The following is a 26,719-nucleotide window of genomic DNA, read 5'->3' on the forward strand; positions in this document are numbered from 1 at the left end:
TCGGTCTTTCCCGAAAACGCCGGGATCAGCGCTTGCGGGTCTGCTGGTACAGCGGCTCCACACGCTGGGCGTAGACCGTCAGGTCGGCGATGCGCTCGCTGCTGGAGGGGTGGGTGGACATGAACTTCATCGGCTCATCGCCGCCCAGGCTGGCCATCTTCTGCCACAGCGTGACGGCGGCCTTGGGGTCATAGCCGCCGCGCGCGGCCAGTTCCACGCCGATGCGATCGGCTTCGGTTTCGTTGGCGCGCGAATTGGGCAAGCCCATCAGGCCCATGTACAGGTATTGGCCGCCCTGCTTGCCGACATCGCCCAGGCCCAGCAGCGCGGCACCGATGGAAATGGCGGAATTGGCCACCACCTGCTGCGAAGCGCGCTCGCGGGCGTGCTCGCGCAGGGCGTGGGCGATCTCGTGACCCATCACGGCCGCCAGTTCGTCGTCGGTGATCTTGAGCTTGTCGATCAGGCCGGTATAGACCGCGATCTTGCCGCCCGGCATGCACCAGGCATTGGTCTCATCCGAGGTCAGCACGTTGACTTCCCAGTTCCACTTCAGCGCATCCGGGCGGAACACGCCGGTCTGCGGGATCAGGCGGTTGGCGATGGTACGCACGCGCTGCGCCTGGGCGGCATTGCGGTTGAGCAGGCCCTTGCTCTTGGCTTCGGCCAGTACCTGGGCGTATTCCTTGGCCGAGGAGGCTTCCATCTCGGCCGAGGACACCAGCATCTGCTGCTTGCGATCGATGCCGACGGCACCGCCCTGCGTGGTTTGTACGGTTTCGCAAGCCACCAGCCCCACCAGGGCTGCAGCCAGCAGACTGTTCTTGATGATAGGTTTAAGCACCATGCCCGCCTCCATTGAGTAATTGATATTGATCTCGGGTCCCGGTCTGCTGGCGTGCGTGTTGCCGTCAGTCAGCCGTGAGCCGCTTCGACCCGGCTCTTTGCAAATTGTTTCAGACAAGAAAAAACCGGCGACCGCATGTGCGATGGCCGGCTTCCTGGCAGGACTTTCCGGCCGCTCAGCGCAGGGCCGGCGTCTCAACCTTCACATCGCCGCATTGTGCGCGATGACGCAGGGCGTGATCCATCAGCACAAGGGCCAGCATGGCTTCGGCAATGGGAGTCGCGCGAATGCCCACGCAGGGATCGTGGCGGCCGAAGGTTTCCACCGAGATTGGCTCGCCGTTCTTGTCGATGGACGGGCGCGGCGTGCGGATGCTGGAGGTCGGCTTGATGGCGATGGACGCCGTGATGTCCTGCCCGGTCGAGATGCCGCCCAGAATGCCGCCGGCGTTGTTGCCGACGAAACCTTCCGGGGTCAGCGCATCGCCGTGCTCGGAACCCTTCTGCGCCACCGCAGCGAAACCTGCACCAATCTCCACCCCCTTGACGGCATTGATGCCCATGAGCGCGTAGGCGATCTCGGCATCGAGCTTGTCATACAGTGGTTCGCCCAAACCCACCGGCACGTTCTGCGCCACCACGTCGATGCGCGCGCCGATGGAATCGCCCTCCTTGCGCAGGCCATCCATGTAGTCTTCCAGTCGTTCGATGATGCTGGCGTTGGCGGCGAAGAAGGGGTTGTTGGGCACGTGCTCCCAGGATTCGAAGGGAATCGCGATCTCGCCCAGCTGGCTCATGCAGCCCTTGAAGGTGGTGCCGTATTTCTCGAACAGCCACTTCTTGGCGATGGCCGCCGCGCCCACTACCGGGGCGGTCAGGCGCGCCGAGGAACGGCCGCCGCCGCGCGGATCGCGGATGCCGTACTTGTGCCAGTAGGTGTAGTCGGCATGGCCGGGACGGAAGGTATCGAGGATGTTGCCGTAATCCTTGCTGCGCTGGTCCTGGTTGCGGATCAAGAGCGCAATCGGCGTGCCGGTGGTCTTGCCTTCGTAGACGCCGGAGAGGATCTCCACCGTATCCGGCTCCTGGCGCTGGGTCACGTGGCGCGAGGTGCCGGGACGGCGGCGGTCCAGTTCGGGCTGGATGTCGGCTTCGGACAGCGTCATGCCCGGGGGGCAGCCATCGATCACGCAGCCGATGGCCGGGCCGTGGGATTCGCCGAAGGTGGTGACGGTGAAGAGCGTGCCGAAGGTATTGCCGGACATGATGGAATTCGCGCAAAAATAGGGGAAGCCGCGATTCTACCAGCCTCGGCCGATGCCGACGAGCCGCACCAGGCGGCAGGCTCCCCCTCAGGCAGGCTTATTTCCAGTCGCCGCGCAGCGCCCGGACCTGCTCCTGCAGCCCTTCCGGGCTCACGGCGTCGGGCCCAATCGGCTCACCGACCGCCAGTTCCAGCCGCGAGAACAGCCCGCGCTTGAAGGTGCGTGCCACCGGATTGCTGGGGTCGCGCGAAAACAAGCTGCCCCACAGCCCGCGCAAGGCCATGGGCAAGACCGGTACCGGGCTGCGGTCAATGATCTTCTGCACGCCGCCCTTGAAGGGATTCAATTCGCCATCGCGGGTCAGCTTGCCTTCCGGGAAGATGCACACCAGTTCACCCTCGTGCAAGGCCTGGGCGATATCGACGAAGGCCTTTTCGGTCAGCCAAGGATCCTCCTTGACCGGTGCGATCGGAATGGCGCGCACATTGCGGAACAGCCAGGACATCACCGGAATCTTGAATATCTGGTGATCCATCACGAAACGCACCGGGCGCGGGCTGGCGGCCATGATGGCAATCGCGTCGACATAGCTCACGTGATTGCACACCAGCACGGCCGGTCCTTCATCAGGAATGGCCTGGCCGTTGATGATGCGCACCCGATAAAAGGTGTGGATCAGGATCCAGGCCAGGAAGCGGATCAGGAATTCCGGCACCAGCGAGAAAATATAGACCGCCACCACGCCATTCATGATGGCCGTGGCCAGGAAGATCTGCGGGATCGTCAGCCCTGCCTTGAGCAACACCATCGCCACCACGGCCGAGACCACCATGAACAGCGCATTCATGATGTTCATCCCGGCGATGGTGCGGGAGACGTGGGCCGGGTCGCAGCGGGTCTGGATGAGCGCAAACAACGGCACGATGTACAAGCCGCCAAACAGGCCGATACCCAGGCAATCGAACAGGATGCGCCAACTGCCGCCCTGCGCCAGGAAGCCGCCCAGGTCCAGCATGGCCGACGGCGTGACATAGGCTTGGCTGGCGAAATACAGCTCCAGTCCGAACACCGACAAGCCGATCGAACCAAAGGGCACCAGCCCGATTTCCACCTTGTGCCCGGAAAGCCGCTCGCACAGCAGCGAACCGGCACCGATGCCGACCGAGAACACCGCCAGCAGCAGCACGAAGACGCTGTGGTCGCCATGCAGGTAGTTCTTCGCATAGACGGGGAATTGCGCCAGCATGATGGCCCCGTAAAACCAGAACCAGGAATTGCCCAGCAACGACAGGAACACCGGCCGGTTGCGGCGCGAATAACCGAGGTTGCGCACGGTCTCGGTAAAGGGATTCCAGTTCACCTTCAGGTCCGGCACCGGGGCCGGCGAAAGCGGAATGCGCAGGCTGGCCAGCCAGCCCAGCACGGCGATACCGATGGTGATCCCGGCCACCAGGTGCAGGCCCCAGGGCTTGTGCACGACCAGCACCGCACCCAGGATTTCACCCAGCAGGATGCCGACGAAGGTGCCCATTTCGATCAGGCCATTGCCCCCGACCAGTTCCTCGCGCTTCAACTGCTGCGGCAGGTAGGCGTATTTCACCGGCCCGAACAGGGTCGAATGAACACCCATGCCGATCACGGCGGCGATCAGCAGCCACAGGTGATGCGTCATCCAGCCATAGGCGGCCACGCACATGATGGCGATTTCGAGCAGCTTGACGAAGCGCGCCACTCGGCCCTTTTCCAGCTTGTCGGAGAGCTGGCCGGAGGTGGCTGAAAACAGGAAGAACGGCAGGATGAACAAACCCGGGATGAGGTTGTTGAGCAAGCCCGGATCCATGTCCGTCCAGGACAGCGCGTCATAGGTGAGGATGGTCAGCAGCGCCGTCTTGAACACGTTGTCATTCAAGGCCCCCAGGAACTGGGTCCAGAAGAAGGGAGCGAAGCGCCGTTGGGAGAAGAGCGTGAACTGGCTGTTCTTTTGCATGGGCAATCAGGTGAGGGAGGAAGCACGCAGTCTGCGCCGCGCGGGTCAGGATTGGCAACAATACCAAGGGACAAGGGGTAACGGGCAATAAAAAACCGCTCCAGCAGGAACGGTCATGACGGCAGCGCCTGCACCGGGCAGGCGGCTGCCAACAACAAACGAAAGCGCAGAGCGTTCAGCTGTTGCCTTCGCGCTCTTCTTCCTCGGCCGGCCAGTCGCGGATGTAGGCCTTGAGCATCTTGTTCTCGAAGCCCTGCGCATCCAGCACCGCCTTGGCCACGTCGTAGAAGGACATGACGCCCAGCACGGTACGGGCCTCCATCACCGGCACATAGCGCGCGTGCTTTTCCAGCATGATGCGGCGCACTTCGTTCAGGTCGGTATCCGGGGTGACGGTGATGGGCGCATCGTTCATGTGCTTGCGCACGGTCGAGCCGCCCAGCTCGCCGCCGTTTTTGTGCAGCGTCAGCAGCACTTCGCGGAAGGTCAGCATGCCGACCAGGTCGCCGTATTCCATCACGACCAGCGAGCCGATGTCTTTCTCGGCCATGGCGGCGACCGCCTCCTGAATCGGGGTTTCCGGCGTGACGGTGAAGAGGATGTTGCCTTTGACCTTGAGGATTTCAGAGACTTTCATGATGTCGTCCTGGTTTGGTTATATGAAGCTGTTTTGACTGTAGGCGATGACGCCGGGAAAATCCAATTCATGGGGGCAACAGGATAACTGATCCTGCCCGCAACCGCAGCGGACGCCTCCTCCACGCCCTCCTGGCGCGCTGGAAATCACATGGTACGGGCAAGGGCGACATTTGGGCAACCCGCAAAGACGCTGCTGCGCAGTATTTCCCTGCAGAATTTACGTTTTACAGCTGAAGCTTGCTTCAGCACAAGGATTGCAAACGGGCGCGGCGCTGACTACTCTGAAAGGGTCAGGACTCTCCGGAGAAGACCATGGCCGCTACCCTGCCCGAACGCCATTACGCCAGTTTCAGCGAGTTCTATCCGACCTACCTCAGCGAGCATGCGCACCGGGTCAACCGGCAGCTGCATTTCCTGGGGTCGACGCTGGCGCTGTTGAGCCTGTTGCTGCTGCTGATCACGCACCAGTGGTGGTGGCTGGCGGTGGCGCTGTTCTGCGGCTACGGTTTTGCCTGGGTCGGACATTTCATGGTGGAGAAGAACCAGCCGGCCACCTTCCGTCATCCGTTCTATTCCTTCATGGGCGATTGGGTGATGTACTGGCAAATGCTCACCGGGCAGGTGTCCTTTTAGAAACCTTCATAAAAGGGCCGACAAGGGCTGATCCGGGCGCCTTGGCGTCGGGTCAGCGCTCCCACAGACGCCGGCGCGCCTCCAGCGGCACCGCAGCGTGGGGCATGGCGGCCACGGTGGCGGCGACTTCTTCCTCGGCCACCCGCCCGGCCTGACAATACTGCTCCAGCGACTGCGCCAGCTCGGCGTTGATGGCGTCTTCCACCCGCGCCACCAGCGCTTCTTCCTCTCCGGCCTGGGCCAGTACGGCAGGATCGAACACGAACAGGCGATACACCCGCGCCAGCTGGATGGTGCTGGGATTGGCCACCAGGGTCCAGCGATCCATGTCATCGGTAATGCGGCGGTTCCAGCCGCGACGGCTGCGGCTGCCCGACTCCGGCTTGACCGAGGCCACCCAACCCTCTTCGCTCATGCGCGCCAGCAGTTGCTGCAATTCGCCCAGGCCCAGCCGGGTGGCGCGCCGCACCTCCTCCATGCTGACCACGGCCGACTCCACCCCCACGCGCGCCGCGTGCAGGAATTTCAGGACCTTGACCGCATCGATGAATTCCGCGCCCGGCGAGGGGACATGCCACCAGCGTTCATAGCGCACCACCGGCAGCGCCGCCGTCAGCAGCGCCCCGAAGAGCGTGATCATCCACATCATGTAGATCCACACCAGGAAGATCGGCAGCACCGCCACCGTGCCATAGACCATGGTGTAGGTCGGGAACTGCAGGATGTAGGCGGCGAAGAGCCGCTTGGCAATTTCCAGCCCGATACCGGCCAGCAGGCCGCCGGCGGCCGCATCGCGCCAGTCCACGGTCTGGTTGGGCACGGTGCTGTAGAGCAGCGTATAGGCCAGCGTGGAGAGCATCAGCGAGACCAGCGTATAGAAGCTCGCGCCCAGCCACGGCAGGCTCTTGACCGCGCCGCCGGTGGCGGTCGACAGATACGAGGTCACGCTGATGGAGACCCCGATCAGCAGCGGACCCAGCGTGATGATGGCCCAGTACACCAGCACCCGCTGCACCAGCGGGCGCGACTTCTTGACGCGCCAGATCTGGTTGAACACGCTCTCGATGGTGGACATGGTCAGCACCGAGGTCAGGATCAGCAACACCCCGCCCACGGCCGAGATGCGCGCCGATTTGGCGGCGAACTGGTTGAGGTAGCCAAGGATGGTGTTGGCCACGCCCTTGGGCATGAGGTTCTCGACGAAATAGGCTTCCAGCGAGGCGCGGAAGGTCGAGAACAGCGGGAAGGCCGTAAACAGTGCCAGCGCGATGGTCAGCATCGGCACCAGCGACAGGATGGTGGTGAAGGTCAGGCTGCCGGCCACTTGCGGCAGGCGATCTTCGCGCAGCCGCCGGCCGGCGAAGCGCAACAGGTCGCTGAACTGCTCACGGGTCAGACCACGCATATGGGACAAGGAAAAACGCAAAGAAGACATCCGTTCGACTTCATCGGAGACGCCGCACCCGCAGATGCGCCGCCCCATCGGGGTTGAATCAGGCCGCATGACGGCGCGCAGGCTTGCTGCCGGCCAGACGACAAGTTTGGCGATTATCGCCCAAGCAGGCAGCAAAATCCCGCAAAAAGGCAAAGCAGGCCCAAAGTTTCTGCTTCCTCATGATGCAGATGAAGAAAAAGCGGGGACACTCAGGCTTTTCCTGCTGTCTGGGAGCAAAAAAACGGAAATATAATAAGTCACATGATGACCTCTTCGACCGCTACTTCCGTGCAGACCTCCTCCAACGCCACCATCCTGGTGCTCTACTATTCGCGCCATGGTGCCACCCGCAAGCTGGCCGAGCTGATCGCCCAGGGCGTGGAAAGCGTGCCCGGCTGCGATGCCCGCCTGCGCACCGTGCCGGCGGTTTCCACCGTCACCGAAGCGGTGGAACCGGACGTGCCAAGCTCCGGCGCGCCCTACGTGGAGGCCAGCGACCTGGCGGAATGCGATGGCCTGGCCCTGGGTTCGCCCACGCGTTTCGGCAACATGGCAGCGGCCATGAAGTATTTCTGGGATGGCACCTCGCCGCAGTGGCTCTCCGGCGTACTGGCGGGCAAGCCGGCCTGCGTCTTCACCTCCACCGGCAGCCTGCATGGCGGCCAGGAATCGACGCTGTTGAGCATGATGCTGCCCCTGCTGCACCATGGCATGCTGATTGTCGGCCTGCCCTATTCGCATCCCGAGCTGATGAATACTTCCAGCGGCGGCACACCTTACGGTGCCAGCCACTGGGCGGGCGTCAACGGCAATCAGCCGCTGTCGGACGACTCGCGCACCCTGGCCATCGCGCTGGGCAAACGGCTGGCAGAAAACGCCATCAAATTACGGAGACCATCATGAACAGCAGTGCGCGCTACTTCCACCTCGGAGCCAGTTCCAGCCTGATCGCCCTGATCCTGCTCTGTCTGGCGTGGGAACTGGTGCTGGCCCCGCTGCGACCGGGCGGTTCGTGGATGGTGCTCAAGGTCGTGCCTTTGCTGCTGCCGCTGCGCGGGGTATTGAAGCGCGATGTCTACACGCTGCAATGGTCGTCCATGCTGATCCTGGTGTACCTGGCGGAAGGACTGGTGCGCGCCACCAGCGACAGTGTCCATGCTTCGGTGCTGCTGGCCTGGGCCGAAGTGGCACTGACCACGCTGTATTTCGTCTGTGCACTGGCGTATTTGCACCCGTTCAAGAAGGCCGCCAAGGAAATTGCCCGCCAGGCGATCCAGAAGGCCTCCCAGTAATACACAACGCTTCCCCACATCGATAGGGCGCGCCACTGCACGTGGCGCGTTTCGCTTTCATGACCGACTTCCTCGCTGCCTGCCGTACCGCCATCGGTGCTGCTTATGTCCTCACCGAAGCCGCCGACACCGCCGGCTACCTGACCGACCAGCGTGGCCGCTACACCGGCCGTGCCCTGGCCGTATTACGCCCGGCTGATACGGCCGAAGTGGCGGCGCTGGTGCAACTGTGCGCGCACCATGGCATCCCGCTGGTGCCGCAAGGGGGCAACACCGGCCTGGTGCTGGGCAGCGTGCCCGACCAGCAGGGCAATGCCGTGGTGCTCTCGCTGCGTCGCCTGAACCGCATCCGTGCGGTGGACCCGGTCAACAATACGATGACGGTGGAAGCCGGCTGCGTATTGCAGCATCTGCAGGAACAGGCGGCGGCGGTCGAACGGCTGTTCCCGCTGTCGCTGGCGGCCGAAGGCAGCTGCACCATCGGCGGCAATCTCTCCACCAATGCCGGCGGCACCGGCGTGCTGCGCTATGGCAATACGCGCGAGCTGTGCCTGGGGCTGGAAGTGGTGACGGCCGCGGGCGAGATCATGAGCAGCCTCAAGGGCTTGCGCAAGGACAATACCGGCTACGACCTGCGCGATCTTTTCATCGGCGCGGAAGGTACTCTGGGCATCATCACCGCTGCGGTAGTGAAACTCTTCCCGCAACCGCGCGCGCAACTGACTGCACTGGTAGCGCTGCAATCCCCGGCGCAGGCGCTGCAACTGCTGCAGCAGGCGCAAGCGAGCTGTGGTTCGGCCTTGACCGGTTTCGAGCTGATGTCGCACTTCTGCCTGCAGCTGGTCTGCAAGCACTTCCCCGACCAACGCCTGCCCTTCAGCCAGCCGCATCCGCAATACGTGCTGCTGGAACTGTCGGACAACGAATCCGAAGACCACGCCCGGGCGATTTTTGAAACCCTGATTGGCGAGGCCCTTGAACAGGGTTTGGTGGACGATGCCGTGATCGCCGCCTCGCTGGCCCAGTCCAGGGCCTTGTGGCGACTGCGTGAAAGCATCTCGATGGCACAGGCGCACGAGGGCAAGAACATCAAGCACGACATCTCGGTGCCGATCTCGCGCATCGCCGAATTCATGGAAGCGACCGATACCCTGGTGCAGCAGGCCGCACCGGGTTGCCGCATGGTCAGTTTCGGCCACCTGGGCGATGGCAACCTGCACTACAACGTCTCGCCGCCGGTGGGCGTGCCCGATGCCGATTTCCTGGCGCGCCAGGGCGACATCAACCACGTGGTCCACGACAGCGTCGACCGCTTCGGCGGCTCGATCTCGGCCGAGCATGGATTGGGAGCGCTGAAGCGCGAAGAGATCCTGCGCTACAAGTCACCGGTGGAACTGCGTCTGATGCGCGCCATCAAGCAGGCGCTGGATCCGCAGCAATTGATGAATCCGGGCAAGGTGCTGTGACGCCACTTTGAAGCAGGTATCAACAAAAAGGGACGGACGCCAGTACGAGCCGTCCGCCCCAACCTCCCCCTCAGGAGCCTGCCTGAAACGCTCAAATTCCTTGCGTTTCCCTATGTCGTGATCTTTGCATCAAGCGCGCTTCTCCAATTCGAGGAATAGCAGGCGATGCCACAGCCAATTTGTGAATTCAGGCCGCCGTCTTGTGCTCGGCGGCATGGTCGCGCATGGTCTGCAGGAACAGGTCCGGTGCCATCGGCCGTCCCAGCAGATAGCCCTGCATGGCGTCGCATCCGACCTGGTGCAGGAACTCCTGCTGGCGCTCGGTCTCCACGCCTTCGGCGACGATGCGCAGATTCAGCGTCCGCCCCAGGGCCACGATGGCCGATACGATGGCGGCATCCTCGGTGCCTTCGCTCAAGTCGCGCACGAAGCCGCGATCGATCTTCAGTTCGTTGGCCGGCAGGCGCTTCAGGTACAGCAGGCTGGAATAGCCGGTGCCGAAATCGTCGATGGAGATCTCCACGCCCAGGTCGGCGATCTGCTGCAGCGTCTGCAGGCTCTGCTCGGTATTGTTCATGGCAGTCGACTCGGTCACCTCCAGCGTCAGGCAGGACGGCGGCAGCTGGTGTTTCTCCAGGGCAGCACGCACCACGTCCAGCAGATGCGGATCGGCAAACTGCACCGGCGAAAGATTCACCGCAATCTTCCAGTCGGCATAGCCCAGGGTCAGCCACTCATGCATCTGGCGACAGGCTTCATCCAGCACCCAGGCCCCGATCGGGATGATCAGGCCGGAACGCTCGGCCAGGCCGATGAACTCATCCGGCCCCACCAGTCCGCGTTGCGGATGCTGCCAGCGCAGCAGCGCCTCGGCCCCCAGCACCGGACCATCAAGCAGGCTGAACTTGGGCTGGTAGACCAGCCGGAATTGCTTGCGCTCCAACGCCACCCGCAGGTCCTGCAGCCACTGCAGCTGATGATGCGCATTGGCATTCATCGACGGTTCGAAGAAGTTGTAGCCGTTGCGGCCGGCGCGCTTGGTGTGATACATGGCGGCGTCGGCGTTGATGACCAGGTCGTGGCGCGTGGCCCCGTCCTCCGGGTAGATGGCGATGCCCACGCTGGCCGACACGCGCAGCTCCTGCTCGGCCAGGCGGAACGGCAGGTTGACCACTTCCACCAGCTTCTCGGCCACCGGCATGGCGTCTTCCGGCTGCGCCAGTTCCACCAGGATCACGAATTCGTCGCCACCCAGCCGCGCCACCGTATCGTGTGCGCGCATGGCACCAGTCAGGCGCTGCGCCACCTCCACCAGCATGCGGTCGCCCACATGGTGGCCGAGCGAGTCGTTGATGGCCTTGAAGCCATCCAGATCCATGAACATCAGCGCGAAATGTCCCTGGCTGCGTGCGGCCTTGTTGATGGCCTGGCTCAGGCGGTCTTCCAGCAGGGTGCGGTTGGGCAGCTTGGTGAGATGGTCGTGCAGCACCATCTGCGTCAATTCTTCATTGGCTTCGGCCAGCGAGCGCGCCAGCTTGGCGGTACGCGACTCCAGCCGCGCATCCAGCACCGAGGTCAGCAAGGCGATGCTCAGCACCGCCAGCGTGACCACGATGACCAGGATCGCCAGCCAGCCGGTCCCCACGCCCTCGCGTGCCGACAGGCACACCGAACCGTTGGGAAAAGTGGCAGCCGCCATGCCGGTGTAATGCATGCCGACGATGGCCACGCCCATCACCACCGAAGCGCCGGCGCGCGCGGCTTTCACGTAAGGGGTATTGCGGCGCAGGCTGAAGGCGATCCACAGCGCTGCCGCCGATGCCGCTATGGCGATCAGGATAGAAGCGATGAACAGCACCAGGTCGTAATCGATGCCCGGCGTCATGCGCATGGCGGCCATGCCGGTGTAATGCATGCCGGCAATGCCGGTCCCCATCAGCAAGGCGCTGCCGAACAGCCGCCGCAGCGGCAATTCGCTGCGGGTAACGATCCACAGCGCATAGCCCGAGGTGGCGATGGCGATGAGCAGCGAGAGCGTAGTGATCCAGACATCGTAGCCCAGCGCGATGGGCAGCCGGAAAGCCAGCATGCCGATGAAATGCATCGACCAGATCCCCAGCCCCATGGCCACCGCACCGCCGGCAAGCCAGAAGCGTGCGGCACGCGAATGCAGATGGCTGGTGGTGTTGATGCGCTCGGCCATGTCCAGCGCCGTATAGGAGGCGAGGATGGCCACCAGCAGGGAAACGACCACCAGCGGCTTGTCGTAGTTGGCGATGAGCATGGCGAAGAGTGATGCCTGTGAAAAACGGGATTGAGCGAAGGTCGCTGGAAGGCAGGTGATTCGGTGCGCGCACGCACCGGCACGTCCCGCCCCGGCAAACAGCTTGGCAACATGGAGGACTTGTCATCAAGCTTAGGGGGCGGCGCATTGTCACACAATCAGGAAATACCCGTTATCAAAATGGCATTTTCCGTCGACCAAACCTTACCCGAACGAGGCAAACAAACAACATTTCGTGACCAACCGGATGCCAAATTGATCATTTGGTCAGGATTGCGCCTCCCAAAGGCATACGGAGGTCAGAAGATGTCGATGGAATGGCAACTTTATGGAGCGCCGCTGATCTCTTGTCACGGCAGTCCGCGCATCGCCGCCCGACGTGCGCCCGGCCGCCCTTCGCGCCTGCACGCCACCGAACAAGCTGCAAAACGACAACAAAACACAACAAATCGACAACAAGGACAACATGCTGAACTTACCCCACTCCCGTCTGCATCCGCACCAGGACGGCCTGCCGGCCCGTAGCCGTCTGTCGCGCCGCGTGGCGCTGGCCTTGTGCGGCGTGGCCGCGCCGCTGTGGCTGGCCGCCCCGGCGCATGCCGGCATTTCGATGGTGCAGCCGCCCAAGCGCATCGATGCCACCAAGCCACTGGAACTGACCCTGCTGGTGTCCGAGGATGAGCAGGCCCAGCGCACCTATCAGTTGCCCGCCACGCTGCTGGTGGCGGCCTCGGCCGACATGATTCCGCCGCAGCAGATCGCCCTGCAGCGCGTCGATGGCGAAGACAGCCTGACCCTGAAGCAAGGTGAGTTCCGCAAGGTGCGCTACCGCGGCGAGTTGCCGCGCCGCCTGCGCGGCATGGTGCGTATCGAACCGATCGGCATGGATGCTTCGCCGGTGCTGGTGGCGGTGGTGCGCCCGGATCCGTCGCTGGGCCCCTTGCCGGAGTCGCCCGACCTGATCAACACGCCGCTGGCCGATTCGACCAGCAAGGTCGCGCCGGTGGCCCCTTCGGCCACGGTATTTACGCCGGGTGCCAATGCCTCGCCCATCGACAGTGCACCGGCAGCTGAGGACATCCTCTCCAACAATCGCCGGCTGTCCTTCAATGAGCCGATGTATTTCACGGTGGGGCACAACAATGGTGATACCAATGCGCGCTTCCAGCTCAGCTTCAAGTTCCGCGTGTTCGTGCCGGACGATCCGCGCTCGCGCGGCCTGCTGGACAATCTCTACCTGGGCTACACGCAGTTCTCGCTGTGGGACCTGTCGGCCCCCTCGGCCCCCTTCCGCGATACCAGCTATCGCCCCAGCCTGTATTACTACCTGCCGGACGTGGGCATACAGAACCGCGTCTTCAGCCGCATCGGCATCGCCACTGGCCTGGAGCACGAGTCCAATGGACGCGACGGCACGGCCTCGCGCAGCATCAATACCTACTTCATCGAGCCGACCTTCAACTTCGGCAATCTCAACGACTATCACTTCAAGGTCGCGCCCAAGGTCTATGCCTATCTCGGCCCGACCCGCGACAACCCGGACATCGCCGACTATCGCGGCCACCTGGACCTGAAGCTGGCCTATGGCAAACCCGACGGTCTGGAAGTGGCGACCATGCTGCGCAAGGGCAAACTGGGCGGCAAGTACAGCGCCGAAACCCAGGTCACCTACCCGCTCTCGCGCCTGCTGCCCGGTACCGCAGGCTATCTGATGGCCAGTTACTTCTACGGCTATGGCGAGAGCCTGCTGACCTACAACCAGAAGGATCATCCGCAACTGCGCATCGGTTATGCGCTGTGGCGATGAACATCGTGTGAGCGTGCTTCGCGGGGCATGATGCAAGCAAAACGGGGATGCCTTGGCATCCCCGTTTTTTTCCGTTCCTTGGGTACCGCTTGCAGAAGACGGTGGACTCAGGCCGCCGGCGTGCGCATCGTCACGAACTCTTCGGCGGAGGTCGGATGGATGCCGATGGTGGCATCGAACTGCGCCTTGGTGGCACCGCATTGCAGGGCCACTGCAAAGCCCTGGATGACTTCGCCGGCATCGCCGCCGACCATGTGCACGCCGAGCACTTTGTCGGTCTGCGCATCGACCACAAGCTTCATGAAGGTGCGTTCGGTATTGCGCGAGAGGGTGTTCTTGAGCGGCTTGAAGTCGGTCTTGAAGATTTTTACTTCACCATGGGCTTTTCGCGCCTGTTCCTCGGTCAGTCCCACGGTGCCCACATTGGGATGACTGAACACCGCTGTCGGAATGTTCTGATAGGACATCACGCGCTCGCCCTTGCCGAACAGGCGCGCCACCACCACCATCGCTTCGGCCAGCGCCACCGGCGTCAGGGCCACGCGGTCGATCACGTCCCCCACGGCGAGAATCGATGGCACGTTGCTCTCGAAATTCTCATTGACCACCACCGCGCCGTTTTCCTTCAAGGCGACACCGGCCTGCTCCAGCCCCAGGCCGCGTGTATTGGGCGTACGCCCGGTGGCAAACAGCACGCACTCCGCCGCCACGGTCTCGCCATTGGTCAGGCGCACCTGCTTGACGCTGTCTTCGCCCGCATGCGGCGCTTCGATGGCGGCAATGCTGGCATCGAAGACCAGGCGGATGCCCTTCTTGGCCATTTCATCGGCCAGGTGGATGCCCAGGTCGGCATCCATGTTGCGCAACAGGCGTTCGCGGCGATAGACCAGCGTCACGTCGCTGCCCAGGCCATTGAGGATGGACGCCAGTTCCACGGCGATGTAGCCGCCGCCCAGCACCACCGCGCGTTTCGGCAGGCCCTTGAGATGGAAGAAATCGTCCGAAGTGATCCCCAGCTCGCTGCCCGGGATCTGCGGCTTGTCGGGATGGCCGCCGGTGGCCACCAGGATGTGGCGGGCCGTGAAGCGCTTGCCTTCCACGTTCACCGTATGCGCATCTTCCACCGTGGCGAAGCCGCGATGCAGGCTCACGTTGGCGCCATCGAGCAGACGCTGGTAGATGCCGTTCAGGTGCGTGATCTCGCGGTCCTTGTTGGCGATCAGGGCCGACCAGTCGAAGGTGGGTTCGCTGTGCAAGGTCCAGCCGTAACCGGCGGCATCGGCGAAATCCTCGTGGAAATGGGCGCTGTAGGACATCAGCTTCTTGGGGATGCAGCCGACGTTGACGCAGGTGCCGCCCAGATCGCCCTTCTCGGCCAGCCCGACACGGGCCCCGGCCTGGCCGGCGAAGCGCGCTGCGCGCACGCCACCGGAACCGCCGCCGATGGTGAAGAGATCGTAATCGTATTGGCTCATGGTTTCTCCAGAGAGTGGCCGCAGCCCCCTGGCCACGCCCATTGTTGGTCTTTGCGTGCTTGGGTTATGCGGGCGGAAGCGCGCTTTGCAAGTCCGTGCGGCGCTTGCCATCGAGGGCCCGCATCACCAGCAGCACCGGTGCCAGCCCCACCAGCACGATGGACAAGGCCGGCAAGGCCGCCTCGCCCAAGCGCTCATCGCGCGCCAGGTTGTGCGCGATCACGGCCAGGGTATCGGTATCGAAGGGACGCAGCAGCAAGGTCGCCGGCAACTCCTTGACCACATCGACGAAGACCATCAGCGCCGCCACCGCCAGCGACCGCCACAACAACGGCATGTGCAGGCGCCAGGCAATCACCGCGCGCGAACTGCCCAGGGTGCGCGCCGCTTCGTCGAGACTGGCCGGAATACGGGTGTAGCCGGACTCCACCGACTGCACCGCAACCGCCGTGAAGCGTACCAGATACGCATAGATCACGCCCAGCGAGCTGGCCGTGAGCAGCACGCCCAACCCCGCGGCAGGCCATAGCGCCTGCAGCCAGGCCACCGGCAGCAGGATGCCGACCGCGATGACCGAGCCGGGAATGGCATAGCCCATACCGGCCAGGCGTGCGGTCAGCCGCAGCACCAGCCCCTGCAGACGCGGCAGGTGCGCGCCGCGCAGCGCGAAGCAAAGGCCCAGCGCCAGCACGATGGCCGCCAGCGCCGCCATGCCGCCGAAGCGGAAGCTGTTCCACACCCAGCCGGCGTAGCGGGCCAGATCGAAGGCGGGCATGGCGGCGTCGCTGCTGCCCCACTGCCCGGCCCACAACTGCAACAGGATCGCCACCGGCAGCACGAAGCCCAGCACCACCGGCAAGCCGCACACCGTCCAGGCCGCCAGCGTCTGTGCGCCGGACAATTGCGGCAGGCGCGCTTCGGCCCCCTCGCTGCCGCGCGCACCGCGTGTGGCCGCAAAGCGCATGCGGCCCTGCTCGCGCCGCTCCAGCCACAGCAGCACCGACACGAAGAGCAGCAGCAGCGACGCGTACTGGGCGGCGGCAATGCGGTCATCCAATACAACCCAGGCCTTGTAGATGCCGGTGGTGAAAGTGGTCAGGCCGAAGTAGGCCGAGACACCGTAATCGGCCAGCGTTTCCATGAGCGCCAGCGCCGCCCCGGCCGCCAGGGCGGGACGCGCCAGCGGCAAGGCCACTCGCCGGATGCGTTCGGATAGCGGCGTGCCCAGCATGCGGGCAGCCTCCATCAGGTGCATGCCGCGCTCGGAGAGCGCATTGCGCGCCAGCAGGTAGGCATAGGGATAGAGCGTGAAGACGAACATGCACACCGCCCCCGGCAAGCCGCGCACATCCATGCGCCAGCCCGGGAACCAGCCGCGCAGCGTGCTCTGCACGGCCCCCGCGTATTGCAGGAAATCGGTATAGGCATAGGCCGAGACGTAGGCCGGCATGGCCATCGGCAACAGCAGCGCCCAGGACAGCCAGCGCCGTCCGCGAAACTCGAACAGGCTCACCGTCACCGCCGCTGCACCACCGACGATGACCACGCCCAGCGGCACCATCAGCGCCAGCCAGCCGGAGGTGGCCAGGTAGCCGGGCAATACGGTCTGCATCTGCTGGCGCAGGTTGTCGATGCCGGCCACATCCAGCCCGAACCAGGCAGCGAGGATGCCGAAGAGCGGCAAAGCGATCAGGACAGCGAGCAAACCGATGATGTGCATAAACAGGAACGGCCCAATGAAGAATTGCCAGGGGAAGTCGGCGGTCCATGCGCTACACTGCGCACTCCGAGACAAACGCGAATTGTAACCATTTCATCGAGCCTGCCCATGTTTCTGGAAGTCGATCACGTCAGTATCCGTTATCCCCGCAGCGCCCAGGCGGCCGTCGATGCCGTCTCGCTGCGCCTGCAGCCGGGCGAGCTGGGCGCCCTGATCGGCCCCTCCGGCAGCGGCAAGACCAGCCTGCTGCGCGCCGTGGCCGGGCTGGAACCGGCGCAATCAGGCCGTATCCGGCTAGACGGAACATTGCTGGAAGGTGATGGCGTGCGCGTGCCGGCCGAGGCGCGGCGCATCGGGATGGTGTTCCAGGATTTCGCGCTGTTCCCGCATCTGGATGTGGCCGCCAATATCGGCTTTGGCTTGCGCGGCATGGCGCGTGCGCAGCGGGAACAGATCGTCACGCAGATGCTGGCCCTGGTCGGCCTGCCCGAGGCGGGCAGCAAGTTCCCGCACCAGCTCTCCGGCGGCCAGCAGCAGCGCATCGCCCTGGCGCGCGCGCTGGCACCGCAGCCGCGCCTGCTGTTGCTGGATGAACCGTTTTCGAGTCTGGACGTGGAACTGCGCGAACGCCTGGCACACGACGTGCGCGACATCCTCAAACGCACCGGCACCACCGCCCTGATGGTCACGCACGATCAGCTGGAAGCCTTTGCGGTGGCCGATGTGGTGGGGGTGATGCGGCACGGCCGATTAGAACAGTGGGATACGCCCTACGCGCTCTACCATCGTCCGGCCACCCGCTTTGCCGCGGATTTCATCGGACATGGGGTGTTGCTGCGCGGCGAGGTGCAAGCTGCAGCGGATGCCGGGGTACAAGGCGAGATCAGCGTCCAGACCGCAGCAGGCCTGTTGCGCGGACTGCCGGTGGAAAGCGGACGCGATGCCAGCGCCGCGCAGGTCGATGTATTGCTGCGGGCCGACGACGTCATGCACGACGACGCGTCCCCCTTCAAGGCGCAGGTGGTACGCAAGTCATTCCGGGGCGCGGAATTCCTCTACACCCTGGCGCTGGAGAACGGCCAGCAACTGCTCTCGCTGGTGCCCTCGCATCACGATCATGCGGTGGGGGAATGGATAGGGATCAGCCTGGATGTGACGCATCTGGTGACGTTTCCGAACATGGAATCGTCATTGGCAGCGGCACCTTCGGCCCCGGCAGGGACCGCCCCCGGGGCTACCGGCAAGCCGGGCTGATCGACCCCGGCCGCCCTCCCCAGCGCATCCACCACCAGCCAGTCAAGCGCACGCCGCATCAGCCGCGCGCCTTCGACAGCACCACCAGCCAACGGCGGAACAGCAGGATTTCCACATGGCCGGGCTCGATGCCCGCGCTGCATTCAATCACCGGATTGACCCGGTAACGGCGCACGTAGGTATCACGGCAGATGAAGATTTCGCGGCGACCCAGGCGGATGGCCAGCGAAGACGGGGTGGACGATGCAACAGCGAAGCGAGCGTCGGAAGCAAGATCAAAGTGGGTCATGGCAGCGATTCCTCTTCTTGTCGATAGGAGGCTTCACTTTAGCATAACACTGTATGAATACACAGTACTTTTTATACAGTACTGTACACACCATGGCGAGCATACAACAGCCGCCGCCACCCTGCCCTTCCGAGCCCGTTACGGCGTGGCGCTCAGGCCACACCGGCCGCCAGCCGGGCCCGGACGAAGCCGATATGCTCCCGCAACACGTAGAACTGGTCGGCAAAGGCCAGCGGCATCTTCATGCGATTGACCGCAATCTCGATCTCATCCAGGCGTTTGAGCATCTCGGCCTGCTCCTCCGGCGACTCGCGCGAGAGCCCGCGTTCCAGCGCGATCAGCTCGCCATACCAGCGATAGATGCGCGAACGCACCCGCCAGCCATAGAGCATCGGCACCAGGCGAATGCCCGGGATCAACAGCAGGATCACCGGCAGCACGATCACCACCGCGCGATCCACCAGGCTGGCCATCCAGAAGGGCAAGGTGCGGTAGAAGAAGGTCTTGCCGGACTTGTAGTAGCGCGCCGCATCGTCGCTGATCGGGTATTCATGCTCCAGCGGGGCCGGGAATTCCCCGGCCTTCTGCATCACGTTGGCCTTGCCGTGCACCTCGCGGGCTGCTGCGATGAGCAGGTCCGAGAGCGCCGGATGCAGGTCCTCGCGCGCCACCAGCTCAGCCGTGGGCGCAATCAGTTGGGTATCCCGCGCCGGCAGGTTGTGCGCCAGGTCGAACACGCCCATGGGCATTTTGAGGGTATTGAGATAGCGGAAGCGCCGCACGTAGGCATCGGCCTGCGAGAAATCCAGCAGCCGGATGCCGGGCGCGCGCAAGAGCTTGCCCATGGTCGCCACCGAGACCGAATCGCCCATCAGGAAGGCCGCATCGATCTTGCCGCTGGTCAGCGCCTGCGCGGCCTCGTCGCCGCCGATGTTCAACAGCTGGGTGCTGCCGCCCGACTCGACGCCATTGGCCTTGAGCAGCGTGGCCGCCAGCACGCTGGAACCGCTCCCCTCCCCGCCGATGGCAATCCGCTTGCCCGCCAGCTCCGACAGCTGCCGCAATGGCGGCACCGGGCGGCCATCCTCACGCGGCGGCGGCACGCGGTAATACACCGACACCGGGACATAGGAAATACTGCCCAGCGACACCAGCGGGCTCAAGGATTCGGCCGGTACTGCGCCGGCCAGGCCACCCTGCACGAAACCGACGTCCACATTCTGGTCGGGGTCGGCCAGGCGCTTGAGGTTGTCCAGCGAGCCCCCGGTCTCGACGATGTCCAGCCGGATACCGTCGCGCGCCAGCAGCGCCTTGTAGCGTTCGGCCACGCGCCAGAAATTGCTGTCCTTGGGACCGGCGGCAATGGTGATGGACGACGGCGGCGCCGGCCGGATCAGCCAGATCACCAGCCATGCGCCGATCAGGATCAGCAGGATGATGGGACCGAAGCTGACGGCGAGATCGCGCCACGAGATGGCCACGAAGCGCGCCCGGATGCGGGTGGCCGAGGGGGCGTAGGCGGAGAGTTTCTTGTCTTTGAGCATGCGCGCTATTCTAGCCGCGCATTCCGCCTTTGCATCGCCGCGCTTGTAACCCGATGTGACTCAATAGGTTTTATAAGGCAGGAACTTGCCTGACAGCATCACATTGACGCGATCGCCATTGGGGTCGGCCTGGCGCTGGATATCCATCTTGAAATCGATGGCACTCATGATGCCGTCGCCGAACTCTTCGTGGATCAGTTCCTTGATGGTGCTGCCATAAACACTGACGATCTCGTACCAGCGATAGATCAGCGGATCGGTCGGCACCGGAGTCGGCAGCGATCCCTTGTAAGGCACGATCTGCAGCCACAGCGTTTCTTCATCGGTCAGTTCGAACAGTTCCTGTGCCGCGGCGGCCTGCTTGGCCGTCAGGGTCATCTGGCCCAGCATGGCGGCGGTAGTCCACTCCTTGCTCTGGCCGATGCGTTCGGCGATCTGGGCCCAGGTCATCTTCTTGCTGACCTTGGCGGTGACGATCTTCTGGGTGACTTGGTTGCGGTCCATGCGCTCTCTCCTTGTGGTGGACGAAAAATGAAAACCGACGACACTTTGTAGTGTGCGTCATCGATCCTGACGAAACGATGCTGCAAAACGACGATATAAACTGACGAAATGGCAGGTCACCCTGCCCCTGCCTTCATGCCGCAACCTGCTCCAGCCCCGGCATGACGATGCGGGTCGGCAGGCGCGCTGCGCCGCTGGCCTGCGCTGCCTGGATCTGGCGCGAACGATGCACCAGGAAATCGACCAGGTGATTGCGGATGCGATAGAACTGCGGATCGTGGTGCATGCCTTCGCGTGTGCGGTTCTTGGGCAGCGTGTTGATGACCACCTCGGCGATGCAGGCCTGCGGGCCGTTGGACATGAGGAAGATCTTGTCGGCCAGCAGGATCGCTTCATCGACGTCGTGGGTAATCATGAACACGGTCTGGTGCGTGGCTGCGCAGATCTTCAGCAACTCGTCCTGCACCACGCCACGGGTCAGGGCATCGAGCGCACCGAAGGGCTCGTCCATCAGCAACATCTTGGGCTCGATGGAAAAGGCGCGTGCAATGCCCACGCGCTGCTTCATGCCGCCCGAGAGCTCCGAGGGCTTCTTGTGTTCAGCGCCCTTCAGTCCCACCATCTCGATGAAACGCCGTGCATGCTCCTCGGCCTTGGCCCGTGGCCAGTCCGGCCAGCGCGAACGCACCGCGAACACCACATTGCCCAGCACGCTGAACCAGGGCATGAGGGCGTGGCTCTGGAACACCACACCACGATCCAGGCTCGGTCCCTTGACTTCGCGCTGGTCCATGATGACGACACCCTCGCTGGCCGCTTCCAGCCCGGCCAGCACGTTGAGGATGGTGGTCTTGCCGCAGCCCGAGTGCCCGATCACGCAGACGAATTCACCGCGATCGATACCGAAGGACACCTGCTCGAACACCGGCGGCGCGCCTGCTGCATAACGCTTGGCCAGGCCCTGCACGCTCAGGAAATTGTGATCCATGCTGCTGCTCCCTTCATTCGACATAGGTGACCCACTTCTGCAGCCGCGCGAAGATCAGGTCCAGCACCATGCCGGTCACGCCGATGACCAGGATGGCGAAGATCACGCTGGTCAGAGACAGGTTGTTCCATTCATTCCAGACGAAGTAGCCGATGCCGGTTCCGCCCACCAGCATCTCGGCGGCCACGATCACCAGCCAGGCAATGCCCATGGAGATGCGCATGCCGGTCAGGATGGTCGGTGCCGCTGCCGGCAGGATCACCAGGAAGGCGCGCCGCAGCGGTGCCACCTCCAGCGTCTTGGCCACGTTCAACCAGTCGCGCCGCACCGAGGCCACGCCGAAGGCGGTGTTCATCAGCATCGGCCAGACCGAGCAGATGAAGATCACGAACACCCCCGACACCGAGGAATCCTTGATGGTGTAGAGCGCCAGCGGCATCCAGGCCAGCGGGGAAATGGGCTTCAATATCTGGATGAAGGGATTGAGCGCACGCTGCATCAGCGGCGACATCCCCAGCAGGAATCCCAGCGGCACCGCCACCACCGCCGCAATCGCAAACCCCAGCCCGACCCGGCCCAGCGAATAGGCCAGCTGGATGCCGATGCCCTTGTCATTGGGACCGTTGTCGTAGAAGGGATTGCTCAGTTCCTTGCGGATGGTCTCGCCCATCTGCGCCAGTCCGGGGAAGCCATCGCGCTTGGCCGCGCCGCTGCTCTTGCCCATCAGCCTGGCGTACTCATCCTGGGCGGTACTGGCCGCGCTCTCCTTGGGCAGCGTGGCCAGGTGCCACACCATCAGCAGTGCGGCCAGCAGCAGCAGGGAAATGAGCGCAGCGCGCCAGCCTAGATGCCGGCCCTGCATCACGCGCTCCTCTTGATGGCGAAGCTGTTCACGTAGGCGTCGGCCTTGTTGGCATCGAACTCCTTGCCCATGATGGAATACTTGCGGTAGGCCCCGTCCGGTACCGGCTGGCCCAGTTCCTTCATGTGCTTCTTGGCCTCGGTCAGCAGCAGTACCTTTTCGGTGATGGCCTTGTAGTCGACATCGCCCTTGATGTAGCCCCAGCGCTTCATCTGCGTGAGAATCCACACCCCCATCGAATCCCAGGGTACCGGATCGAAGTCAGCGCGGCCCGGCACGTTCTTGACGTTGCCCAGGCCATCGGCGAAGCGGCCGGTCAGCACCTGCTCCACCACCGTCTCCGGCTGGTTCAGGTAGGCCGGTGGAGAAATCACCTTGGCCACCAGCGAGCGGTTGGCCGGATCGCGTGCCATGGCCGCCGCAGTCAGCACGGCGCGGAACAGTGCCGCGAAGGTGTTGGGATTCTGCTTGATGAACTCTTCGGAGGTGCCGAAGGCGCAGCAGGGGTGCCCGTCCCAGATCTCCTTGGAGAGGATATGAATGAAGCCGACCTCGTCATACACCGCACGCTGGTTGAACGGGTCCGGCCCGAGGAAGCCGTCGATATTGCCTGCGCGCAGGTTGGCCACCATTTCCGGCGGGGGCGTCACGCGAATCTGCACGTCGCGGTCCGGGTCCAGTCCGTGCTCGGCCAGGTAGTAGCGCAGCAGGAAATTGTGCATCGAATATTCGAAGGGGACGGCGAACTTGAAGCCCTTCCATTGCTTGGGATCGCGCTTGTCCTTGTGCTTGGTATGCAGCGTGATGGCCTGGCCGTTGATGTTCTGGATGGTGGCCACGCGCATCTGTGTGGCATTGCTGCCCACGCCCATGGACATGGCAATCGGCATGGGCGAAAGGAAGTGCGAGGCGTCGTGTTCCTTGTTGATCATCTTGTCGCGGATCAGCGCCCAGCCGGCCGTCTTGTTGAGCGACACGTTCAAGCCCTGCTTGCGATAGAAGCCCAGCGGATCGGCCATGATGAGCGGCGCCGCACAGGTGATGGCGATGAAGCCGATCTTGAGGTCTTTCTTTTCCAGCGCACCATTCTTTTCCTGCGCCATGGCCTGCAGCGAGCCCAGCGGCAGCACGCTGGCAATGGCCGCGCGCGCCGCATTCTTGCCCACTGCGCGCAGGAAATCACGGCGTTCGGACACGCGCGGGAAGAGCGAACGCATCAGCGCTTCCTCCACCACGTCATTGGACAGGGTTTCGACATCGCGGCCACGCTGCAGGCGCTGCTGCTCGGCCAGCACATCGGCCTCGTGCTGCTGCTGGCTGCCGTGGCGGCCGCAGGAACAGCCCTGCCCGGCGCGTTCGGCGTCATAGGTGTTGAACAGATTGGTCTCTGGTGCGTCCGGCATAAATCCCCCGTTTGGTGAATGTGAGGTGAGTTGCTGCGTTCACCTGCACTACCTGCAAGGGATTTGCCAGCCCGCTGCAATACGTCATGGGCGCACGACATCTTGTAGTGCTGCCACTACAAGCAGTGTCGATGGTATCGTCAGAATGACGAAAACGCGCTGCAAAATGACGACACTCGGAAAAAAATGCTCACACCGGCAGCAACTGGTGCCGCACGGCATACATGGCGATCCCCACATCATTGGAAGCGCCGGTCTTCTCCAGGATGCGGCTGCGATAGGTGCTCACCGTATTGGGGCTCAATTCCAGCTGGTCGGCGATTTCCTTGACGCTGCGCCCGGCGGCGATCAGCTGGAAGACCTGGTATTCGCGGTGCGACAGGCTCTCATGCGCGGCACGCTGCGGGGCCGTGGCGCGCTGGGCCAGGCCCGATGCCAGGGTCTCGGCCATCTGTGCGCTTACGTAGAGGCCGCCGCCAGCGGCCTTGCGGATGGCTTCCACCAGTTGCTCGGGGTCGGTGCTCTTGTTGAGATAGCCTGCTGCGCCCAGCTTGTAGCAACGGGCCGCGTATTGTTTCTCGGGATAGGTGGACAGCATCAGCACCGGCAGGCGCGGCATCTCCTGCTTGATCTGGCGCAGCACGTCCAGCCCGTCCTGCTGGGGGATGGCGATGTCCAGCAGCACCAGGTCGATCGCCTCGACGCGCGCACTGTGCAGCACCTCCGGCCCGCTGGCGCATTCGGCAGCCACCTCGATGTCGGGCGTGTCGGCCAGGATCTGCTTCAAGCCCTCGCGCACGATGCGATGGTCGTCGCAGAGCAGGATGCGGATGTTGTCACCGGGGCGGCTCATGGCAGCTCCCGGCTGGCGTGATGGGGCAGGCGCAGGCAGACCAGCGTGCCGGGCCTGCCGTGCTCTGGTGCATACCGCGCACCAGCAATGCTCAGTGCGCCACCGAAGTGCAAGGCGCGCTCGCGCATGCCCATCACGCCATAGGACGTGGCCGCTTCCTGCGCGGCGCGGGGCGTGCCCACGCCATCGTCTTCCACTTCCATGCGCAGTTCTGCCGGAGTCAGGTGGACCGCGATGCGCACCTGCGTGGCCTGCGCGTGGCGCGCCACGTTGGAGAGCATTTCCTGGAAGATGCGAAACGCCGCCGTGGCCTTGGCCCCATCCGGGACGAAGGCTTCCGGCGCGATATCGAACTCGACTTCGCAGGGCAATTCGGTGGCTTCCGAGAATTCCTGCACCTGCCATTCCAGCGCGGCGATCAGGCCCTGGTGATCGAGGATGCTGGGGCGCAGGTCGGTGATGATGCGTCCCACGTTATCCACTGCGGTTTCGATCAGGCGGCTCATGGCCTCGCACTTGCGCGCCACCGGATCGAGATCGGTCACGCGCTTGGCCATCCAGTTCACATCCAGTTTGAGTGCCACCAGCAGGCTGCCCAGTTCGTCGTGGATTTCGCGGGCGATGCGGGTGCGTTCATCCTCTCGCACCGAATGCGCATGCGCCGACAACTGCCGCACCTGGCGCAGCGCAGCCGAGAGCTCGCGGGTGCGCTCGGCCACGCGCACTTCCAGTTCGGCCTTGGCCCGCTGCAACTGTTCCTCGGCCTGGCGGCGCTTGGAGATATCGCTGAAGGCGATCACCGCCCCGCGCACCTGGCCGCCATCGATGATCTGGTACGAGGAATATTCGGTCGCGAAGCAGCTGCCATCAGCGCGCCAGAACACTTCCTGGTCGACCCGGCAGGATTCGCCCTTGCGGAAGGCCTTCAGGATCGGACACTCGGCCTCGGGGTAATGGCCGCCGTGTTCATGGCTGTGATGCACCAGTTCGTGCATGTTGTGGCCCAGCACGTCTGCCGGCGCGTAGCCCAGCATGGCCGCACCGGCGCGGTTGATGAAGGTGCAGCGCCCCTCCAGGTCGATACCGTAGATGCCCTCGCCGGTGGAGTCCAGCAGCAGGGCCAGCTTGTCGCGCAGCAGTCCGCCTGGCGGGGCCAGGGCGGCTGAAGCGGAAACGGGCAGGAAAGGATCGTGGCGCATGATCCTCCCTGCCCGCAAGAGCCATGCCAGAACCGGTGTGGCGTGGCGCCGGACCTTACGGCATGTACTGGCCGCCGTTGACGTCGATGATCTGGCCGGTGACGTAGCCCGACATCTGGTCCGAGGCCAGATAAAGGAAAGCACCGCTGCATTCATCAGGCTCGCCGATGCGGCCCATGGGGATGGTCTTGCGGAAGCCTTCCAATTGTTCCGGAGTGGTGAAGCGTTCCTGGAATGGCGTCATGATCACGCCCGGCGCCACCGCATTGACGCGGATCTTGTCGGCCAGCAATTCCTTGGCCATGCCGCGCGTGATGGTGCTGACGAAGCCTTTGGAAGCTGCATAGATCAGCGCACCGGGACCGCCCCCATGGCGCGCCGCCACCGAGGTGACGTTGATGATGTTGCCGCCGCCCTGGGAGCGCATGACGGGAATGACCGCACGCGTGAAGGCCACCACCGAGCGGGCGTTGATGTTGATGATCTCGTCGAAGAGTTCATCGGTGACCGTTTCCAGCGGGGCCCGCTTGACCAGCGCGCCGGCGTTGTTGATGAGCACGTCGATGCGGCCCATCTGCTCCACGGCCTTGGAGACGGCGGCGTTGATGGCTGCCGTATCGCGCACGTCCGCGCCGATGGTGACGGCCTTGCTGCCAGCGGCGCGCACTTCTGCGGCCACGGCCTCCGCCTCTTCCTTCGAGCTGTTGTAATGGACCACCACGTGGGCACCACGTGCTGCGAAGGCGCGCGCGGCGGCCGCGCCGATACCGGTGCTTGCACCGCTGATGAAGACGACTTTACCTGCCAGATCCAGCATGCTGTTCTCCTGCAATCGATTGATAAGGAAAGATCCTGCCTGTCCGGCTTGTAGAAGTGCTGCATCAACAGGCGGCCCTGCGCGCCTTGCCGGTATCGCTTCTTGTGAGGGGCGCCGCGGCCATGCTGCGGCTGTGCTGCCACGCCGCCGTTGTGGA

General features: G+C 63.9%; 25 protein-coding genes. 8 read left to right on the top strand and 17 right to left on the bottom strand.

Going from position 1 to position 26,719, the window contains the following annotated elements:
- Window positions 1-25: 25 nt before the first annotated feature.
- The 4 genes from ACWFUC_RS22765 to ACWFUC_RS22780 form a co-directional block, all read right to left on the bottom strand.
- Complete coding sequence (locus tag ACWFUC_RS22765) at window positions 26-847, bottom strand: M48 family metallopeptidase (protein WP_205703693.1); 822 nt, start codon at window positions 845-847, stop codon at window positions 26-28.
- Window positions 848-1,022: 175 nt separating this feature from the next.
- A complete protein-coding gene (gene aroC, locus ACWFUC_RS22770; RefSeq protein WP_209534444.1) occupies window positions 1,023-2,111 on the bottom strand; it encodes a chorismate synthase in 1,089 nt (362 codons plus the stop codon).
- 97 nt (window positions 2,112-2,208) lie between these two features.
- Complete coding sequence (locus ACWFUC_RS22775; RefSeq protein WP_489637368.1) at window positions 2,209-4,098, bottom strand: MFS transporter; 1,890 nt, start codon at window positions 4,096-4,098, stop codon at window positions 2,209-2,211.
- 175 nt (window positions 4,099-4,273) lie between these two features.
- A complete protein-coding gene (locus ACWFUC_RS22780) occupies window positions 4,274-4,735 on the bottom strand; it encodes a CBS domain-containing protein (RefSeq protein WP_121045023.1) in 462 nt (153 codons plus the stop codon).
- A gap of 314 nt (window positions 4,736-5,049) precedes the next feature.
- Here ACWFUC_RS22780 and ACWFUC_RS22785 point away from each other — a divergent pair, with 314 nt between their 5' ends.
- Window positions 5,050-5,370, top strand: a complete 321-nt coding sequence (locus ACWFUC_RS22785; RefSeq protein WP_034338162.1) for an Mpo1-like protein — start codon at window positions 5,050-5,052, stop codon at window positions 5,368-5,370.
- Between the two features lie 52 nt (window positions 5,371-5,422).
- Here ACWFUC_RS22785 and ACWFUC_RS22790 read toward each other — a convergent pair whose 3' ends face one another.
- On the bottom strand, window positions 5,423-6,775 hold the full coding sequence (locus ACWFUC_RS22790) for a YihY family inner membrane protein (RefSeq protein WP_245202196.1): 1,353 nt from the start codon (window positions 6,773-6,775) through the stop codon (window positions 5,423-5,425).
- A 64-nt stretch (window positions 6,776-6,839) separates the two neighbouring features.
- On the opposite strand from ACWFUC_RS22790, the gene ACWFUC_RS22795 reads away from it, so the two are divergent.
- Genes ACWFUC_RS22795 through ACWFUC_RS22810 form a run of 4 tightly spaced genes read left to right on the top strand, consistent with a single transcriptional unit; the run spans window position 6,840 to window position 9,563 of the window.
- Window positions 6,840-7,058, top strand: a complete 219-nt coding sequence (locus ACWFUC_RS22795) for a hypothetical protein (RefSeq protein ID WP_489623438.1) — start codon at window positions 6,840-6,842, stop codon at window positions 7,056-7,058.
- Window positions 7,059-7,066: 8 nt separating this feature from the next.
- Window positions 7,067-7,708, top strand: coding sequence for an NAD(P)H:quinone oxidoreductase (gene wrbA, locus ACWFUC_RS22800; protein WP_034338170.1), 642 nt, complete (start codon window positions 7,067-7,069; stop codon window positions 7,706-7,708).
- Complete coding sequence (locus ACWFUC_RS22805) at window positions 7,705-8,097, top strand: DUF2069 domain-containing protein (RefSeq protein ID WP_489623439.1); 393 nt, start codon at window positions 7,705-7,707, stop codon at window positions 8,095-8,097. Before wrbA ends, ACWFUC_RS22805 begins: the two co-directional genes overlap by 4 nt.
- 59 nt (window positions 8,098-8,156) lie before the next feature.
- Entirely contained in the window at window positions 8,157-9,563 is a 1,407-nt protein-coding gene (locus ACWFUC_RS22810) for an FAD-binding oxidoreductase (RefSeq protein ID WP_489623440.1), read from the top strand.
- A gap of 187 nt (window positions 9,564-9,750) precedes the next feature.
- Here the strand turns inward: ACWFUC_RS22810 and ACWFUC_RS22815 are convergent, their stop codons facing one another.
- Window positions 9,751-11,847 (bottom strand): putative bifunctional diguanylate cyclase/phosphodiesterase, encoded by a 2,097-nt coding sequence (locus ACWFUC_RS22815; protein ID WP_209567677.1) that lies wholly within the window; start codon window positions 11,845-11,847, stop codon window positions 9,751-9,753.
- Between the two features lie 30 nt (window positions 11,848-11,877).
- On the opposite strand from ACWFUC_RS22815, the gene ACWFUC_RS22820 reads away from it, so the two are divergent.
- Both ACWFUC_RS22820 and ACWFUC_RS22825 read left to right on the top strand, forming a co-directional pair.
- Entirely contained in the window at window positions 11,878-12,372 is a 495-nt protein-coding gene (locus ACWFUC_RS22820; protein ID WP_489623441.1) for a hypothetical protein, read from the top strand.
- Window positions 12,314-13,654 carry a phospholipase A gene (locus ACWFUC_RS22825; protein ID WP_227022812.1) on the top strand — a complete coding sequence of 447 codons (1,341 nt, stop codon included), beginning with the start codon at window positions 12,314-12,316 and terminating at the stop codon, window positions 13,652-13,654. The genes ACWFUC_RS22820 and ACWFUC_RS22825 overlap by 59 nt, the downstream gene beginning before the upstream one ends.
- A 107-nt stretch (window positions 13,655-13,761) precedes the next feature.
- On the opposite strand, the gene gorA is transcribed toward ACWFUC_RS22825, so the two are convergent.
- On the bottom strand, window positions 13,762-15,129 hold the full coding sequence (gene gorA, locus ACWFUC_RS22830) for a glutathione-disulfide reductase (RefSeq protein ID WP_489623442.1): 1,368 nt from the start codon (window positions 15,127-15,129) through the stop codon (window positions 13,762-13,764).
- Between the two features lie 64 nt (window positions 15,130-15,193).
- Entirely contained in the window at window positions 15,194-16,849 is a 1,656-nt protein-coding gene (locus ACWFUC_RS22835; RefSeq protein ID WP_489623443.1) for an ABC transporter permease, read from the bottom strand.
- A gap of 108 nt (window positions 16,850-16,957) precedes the next feature.
- Here ACWFUC_RS22835 and ACWFUC_RS22840 point away from each other — a divergent pair, with 108 nt between their 5' ends.
- The gene (locus ACWFUC_RS22840) at window positions 16,958-18,103 is read left to right on the top strand and encodes an ABC transporter ATP-binding protein (RefSeq protein WP_343724641.1); all 1,146 of its coding nucleotides are present in this window, start codon (window positions 16,958-16,960) and stop codon (window positions 18,101-18,103) included.
- A gap of 58 nt (window positions 18,104-18,161) precedes the next feature.
- Here ACWFUC_RS22840 and ACWFUC_RS22845 read toward each other — a convergent pair whose 3' ends face one another.
- The 9 genes from ACWFUC_RS22845 to ACWFUC_RS22885 all read right to left on the bottom strand — a co-directional run bounded on the left by ACWFUC_RS22845 (window position 18,162) and on the right by ACWFUC_RS22885 (window position 26,562).
- Complete coding sequence (locus tag ACWFUC_RS22845; RefSeq protein WP_034329828.1) at window positions 18,162-18,392, bottom strand: hypothetical protein; 231 nt, start codon at window positions 18,390-18,392, stop codon at window positions 18,162-18,164.
- Between the two features lie 152 nt (window positions 18,393-18,544).
- Window positions 18,545-19,936 carry a TAXI family TRAP transporter solute-binding subunit gene (locus ACWFUC_RS22850; protein WP_121045036.1) on the bottom strand — a complete coding sequence of 464 codons (1,392 nt, stop codon included), beginning with the start codon at window positions 19,934-19,936 and terminating at the stop codon, window positions 18,545-18,547.
- A gap of 60 nt (window positions 19,937-19,996) precedes the next feature.
- Entirely contained in the window at window positions 19,997-20,440 is a 444-nt protein-coding gene (gene cynS / locus ACWFUC_RS22855; protein ID WP_039784640.1) for a cyanase, read from the bottom strand.
- Window positions 20,441-20,573: 133 nt separating this feature from the next.
- A complete protein-coding gene (locus ACWFUC_RS22860; protein ID WP_034329820.1) occupies window positions 20,574-21,428 on the bottom strand; it encodes an ABC transporter ATP-binding protein in 855 nt (284 codons plus the stop codon).
- Between the two features lie 13 nt (window positions 21,429-21,441).
- Window positions 21,442-22,290 (bottom strand): nitrate ABC transporter permease, encoded by an 849-nt coding sequence (gene ntrB, locus ACWFUC_RS22865; RefSeq protein WP_489623444.1) that lies wholly within the window; start codon window positions 22,288-22,290, stop codon window positions 21,442-21,444.
- Window positions 22,290-23,693 (bottom strand): CmpA/NrtA family ABC transporter substrate-binding protein, encoded by a 1,404-nt coding sequence (locus tag ACWFUC_RS22870; RefSeq protein WP_489623445.1) that lies wholly within the window; start codon window positions 23,691-23,693, stop codon window positions 22,290-22,292. Before ACWFUC_RS22870 ends, ntrB begins: the two co-directional genes overlap by 1 nt.
- A 190-nt stretch (window positions 23,694-23,883) precedes the next feature.
- Window positions 23,884-24,546, bottom strand: a complete 663-nt coding sequence (locus ACWFUC_RS22875) for a response regulator (protein WP_121045044.1) — start codon at window positions 24,544-24,546, stop codon at window positions 23,884-23,886.
- Window positions 24,543-25,745: a sensor histidine kinase gene (locus ACWFUC_RS22880; RefSeq protein WP_134137380.1), complete on the bottom strand. Its 1,203-nt coding sequence runs from the start codon at window positions 25,743-25,745 to the stop codon at window positions 24,543-24,545. Before ACWFUC_RS22880 ends, ACWFUC_RS22875 begins: the two co-directional genes overlap by 4 nt.
- A gap of 55 nt (window positions 25,746-25,800) precedes the next feature.
- On the bottom strand, window positions 25,801-26,562 hold the full coding sequence (locus ACWFUC_RS22885; protein ID WP_489623446.1) for an SDR family NAD(P)-dependent oxidoreductase: 762 nt from the start codon (window positions 26,560-26,562) through the stop codon (window positions 25,801-25,803).
- Window positions 26,563-26,719: the final 157 nt, after the last annotated feature.

This window comes from Herbaspirillum sp. Her4, assembly GCF_057961335.1.

Coding starts and splice junctions, on each gene's coding strand:
- ACWFUC_RS22765 (WP_205703693.1), bottom strand. CDS start 847: ATGGTGCTTAAACCTATCATCAAGAACAGTCTGCTGGCTGCAGCCCTG.
- aroC (WP_209534444.1), bottom strand. CDS start 2,111: ATGTCCGGCAATACCTTCGGCACGCTCTTCACCGTCACCACCTTCGGC.
- ACWFUC_RS22775 (WP_489637368.1), bottom strand. CDS start 4,098: ATGCAAAAGAACAGCCAGTTCACGCTCTTCTCCCAACGGCGCTTCGCT.
- ACWFUC_RS22780 (WP_121045023.1), bottom strand. CDS start 4,735: ATGAAAGTCTCTGAAATCCTCAAGGTCAAAGGCAACATCCTCTTCACC.
- ACWFUC_RS22785 (WP_034338162.1), top strand. CDS start 5,050: ATGGCCGCTACCCTGCCCGAACGCCATTACGCCAGTTTCAGCGAGTTC.
- ACWFUC_RS22790 (WP_245202196.1), bottom strand. CDS start 6,775: ATGCGTGGTCTGACCCGTGAGCAGTTCAGCGACCTGTTGCGCTTCGCC.
- ACWFUC_RS22795 (WP_489623438.1), top strand. CDS start 6,840: ATGCGCCGCCCCATCGGGGTTGAATCAGGCCGCATGACGGCGCGCAGG.
- wrbA (WP_034338170.1), top strand. CDS start 7,067: ATGATGACCTCTTCGACCGCTACTTCCGTGCAGACCTCCTCCAACGCC.
- ACWFUC_RS22805 (WP_489623439.1), top strand. CDS start 7,705: ATGAACAGCAGTGCGCGCTACTTCCACCTCGGAGCCAGTTCCAGCCTG.
- ACWFUC_RS22810 (WP_489623440.1), top strand. CDS start 8,157: ATGACCGACTTCCTCGCTGCCTGCCGTACCGCCATCGGTGCTGCTTAT.
- ACWFUC_RS22815 (WP_209567677.1), bottom strand. CDS start 11,847: ATGCTCATCGCCAACTACGACAAGCCGCTGGTGGTCGTTTCCCTGCTG.
- ACWFUC_RS22825 (WP_227022812.1), top strand. CDS start 12,314: ATGCTGAACTTACCCCACTCCCGTCTGCATCCGCACCAGGACGGCCTG.
- gorA (WP_489623442.1), bottom strand. CDS start 15,129: ATGAGCCAATACGATTACGATCTCTTCACCATCGGCGGCGGTTCCGGT.
- ACWFUC_RS22835 (WP_489623443.1), bottom strand. CDS start 16,849: ATGCACATCATCGGTTTGCTCGCTGTCCTGATCGCTTTGCCGCTCTTC.
- ACWFUC_RS22840 (WP_343724641.1), top strand. CDS start 16,958: ATGTTTCTGGAAGTCGATCACGTCAGTATCCGTTATCCCCGCAGCGCC.
- ACWFUC_RS22845 (WP_034329828.1), bottom strand. CDS start 18,392: ATGACCCACTTTGATCTTGCTTCCGACGCTCGCTTCGCTGTTGCATCG.
- ACWFUC_RS22850 (WP_121045036.1), bottom strand. CDS start 19,936: ATGCTCAAAGACAAGAAACTCTCCGCCTACGCCCCCTCGGCCACCCGC.
- cynS (WP_039784640.1), bottom strand. CDS start 20,440: ATGGACCGCAACCAAGTCACCCAGAAGATCGTCACCGCCAAGGTCAGC.
- ACWFUC_RS22860 (WP_034329820.1), bottom strand. CDS start 21,428: ATGGATCACAATTTCCTGAGCGTGCAGGGCCTGGCCAAGCGTTATGCA.
- ntrB (WP_489623444.1), bottom strand. CDS start 22,290: ATGCAGGGCCGGCATCTAGGCTGGCGCGCTGCGCTCATTTCCCTGCTG.
- ACWFUC_RS22870 (WP_489623445.1), bottom strand. CDS start 23,693: ATGCCGGACGCACCAGAGACCAATCTGTTCAACACCTATGACGCCGAA.
- ACWFUC_RS22875 (WP_121045044.1), bottom strand. CDS start 24,546: ATGAGCCGCCCCGGTGACAACATCCGCATCCTGCTCTGCGACGACCAT.
- ACWFUC_RS22880 (WP_134137380.1), bottom strand. CDS start 25,745: ATGCGCCACGATCCTTTCCTGCCCGTTTCCGCTTCAGCCGCCCTGGCC.
- ACWFUC_RS22885 (WP_489623446.1), bottom strand. CDS start 26,562: ATGCTGGATCTGGCAGGTAAAGTCGTCTTCATCAGCGGTGCAAGCACC.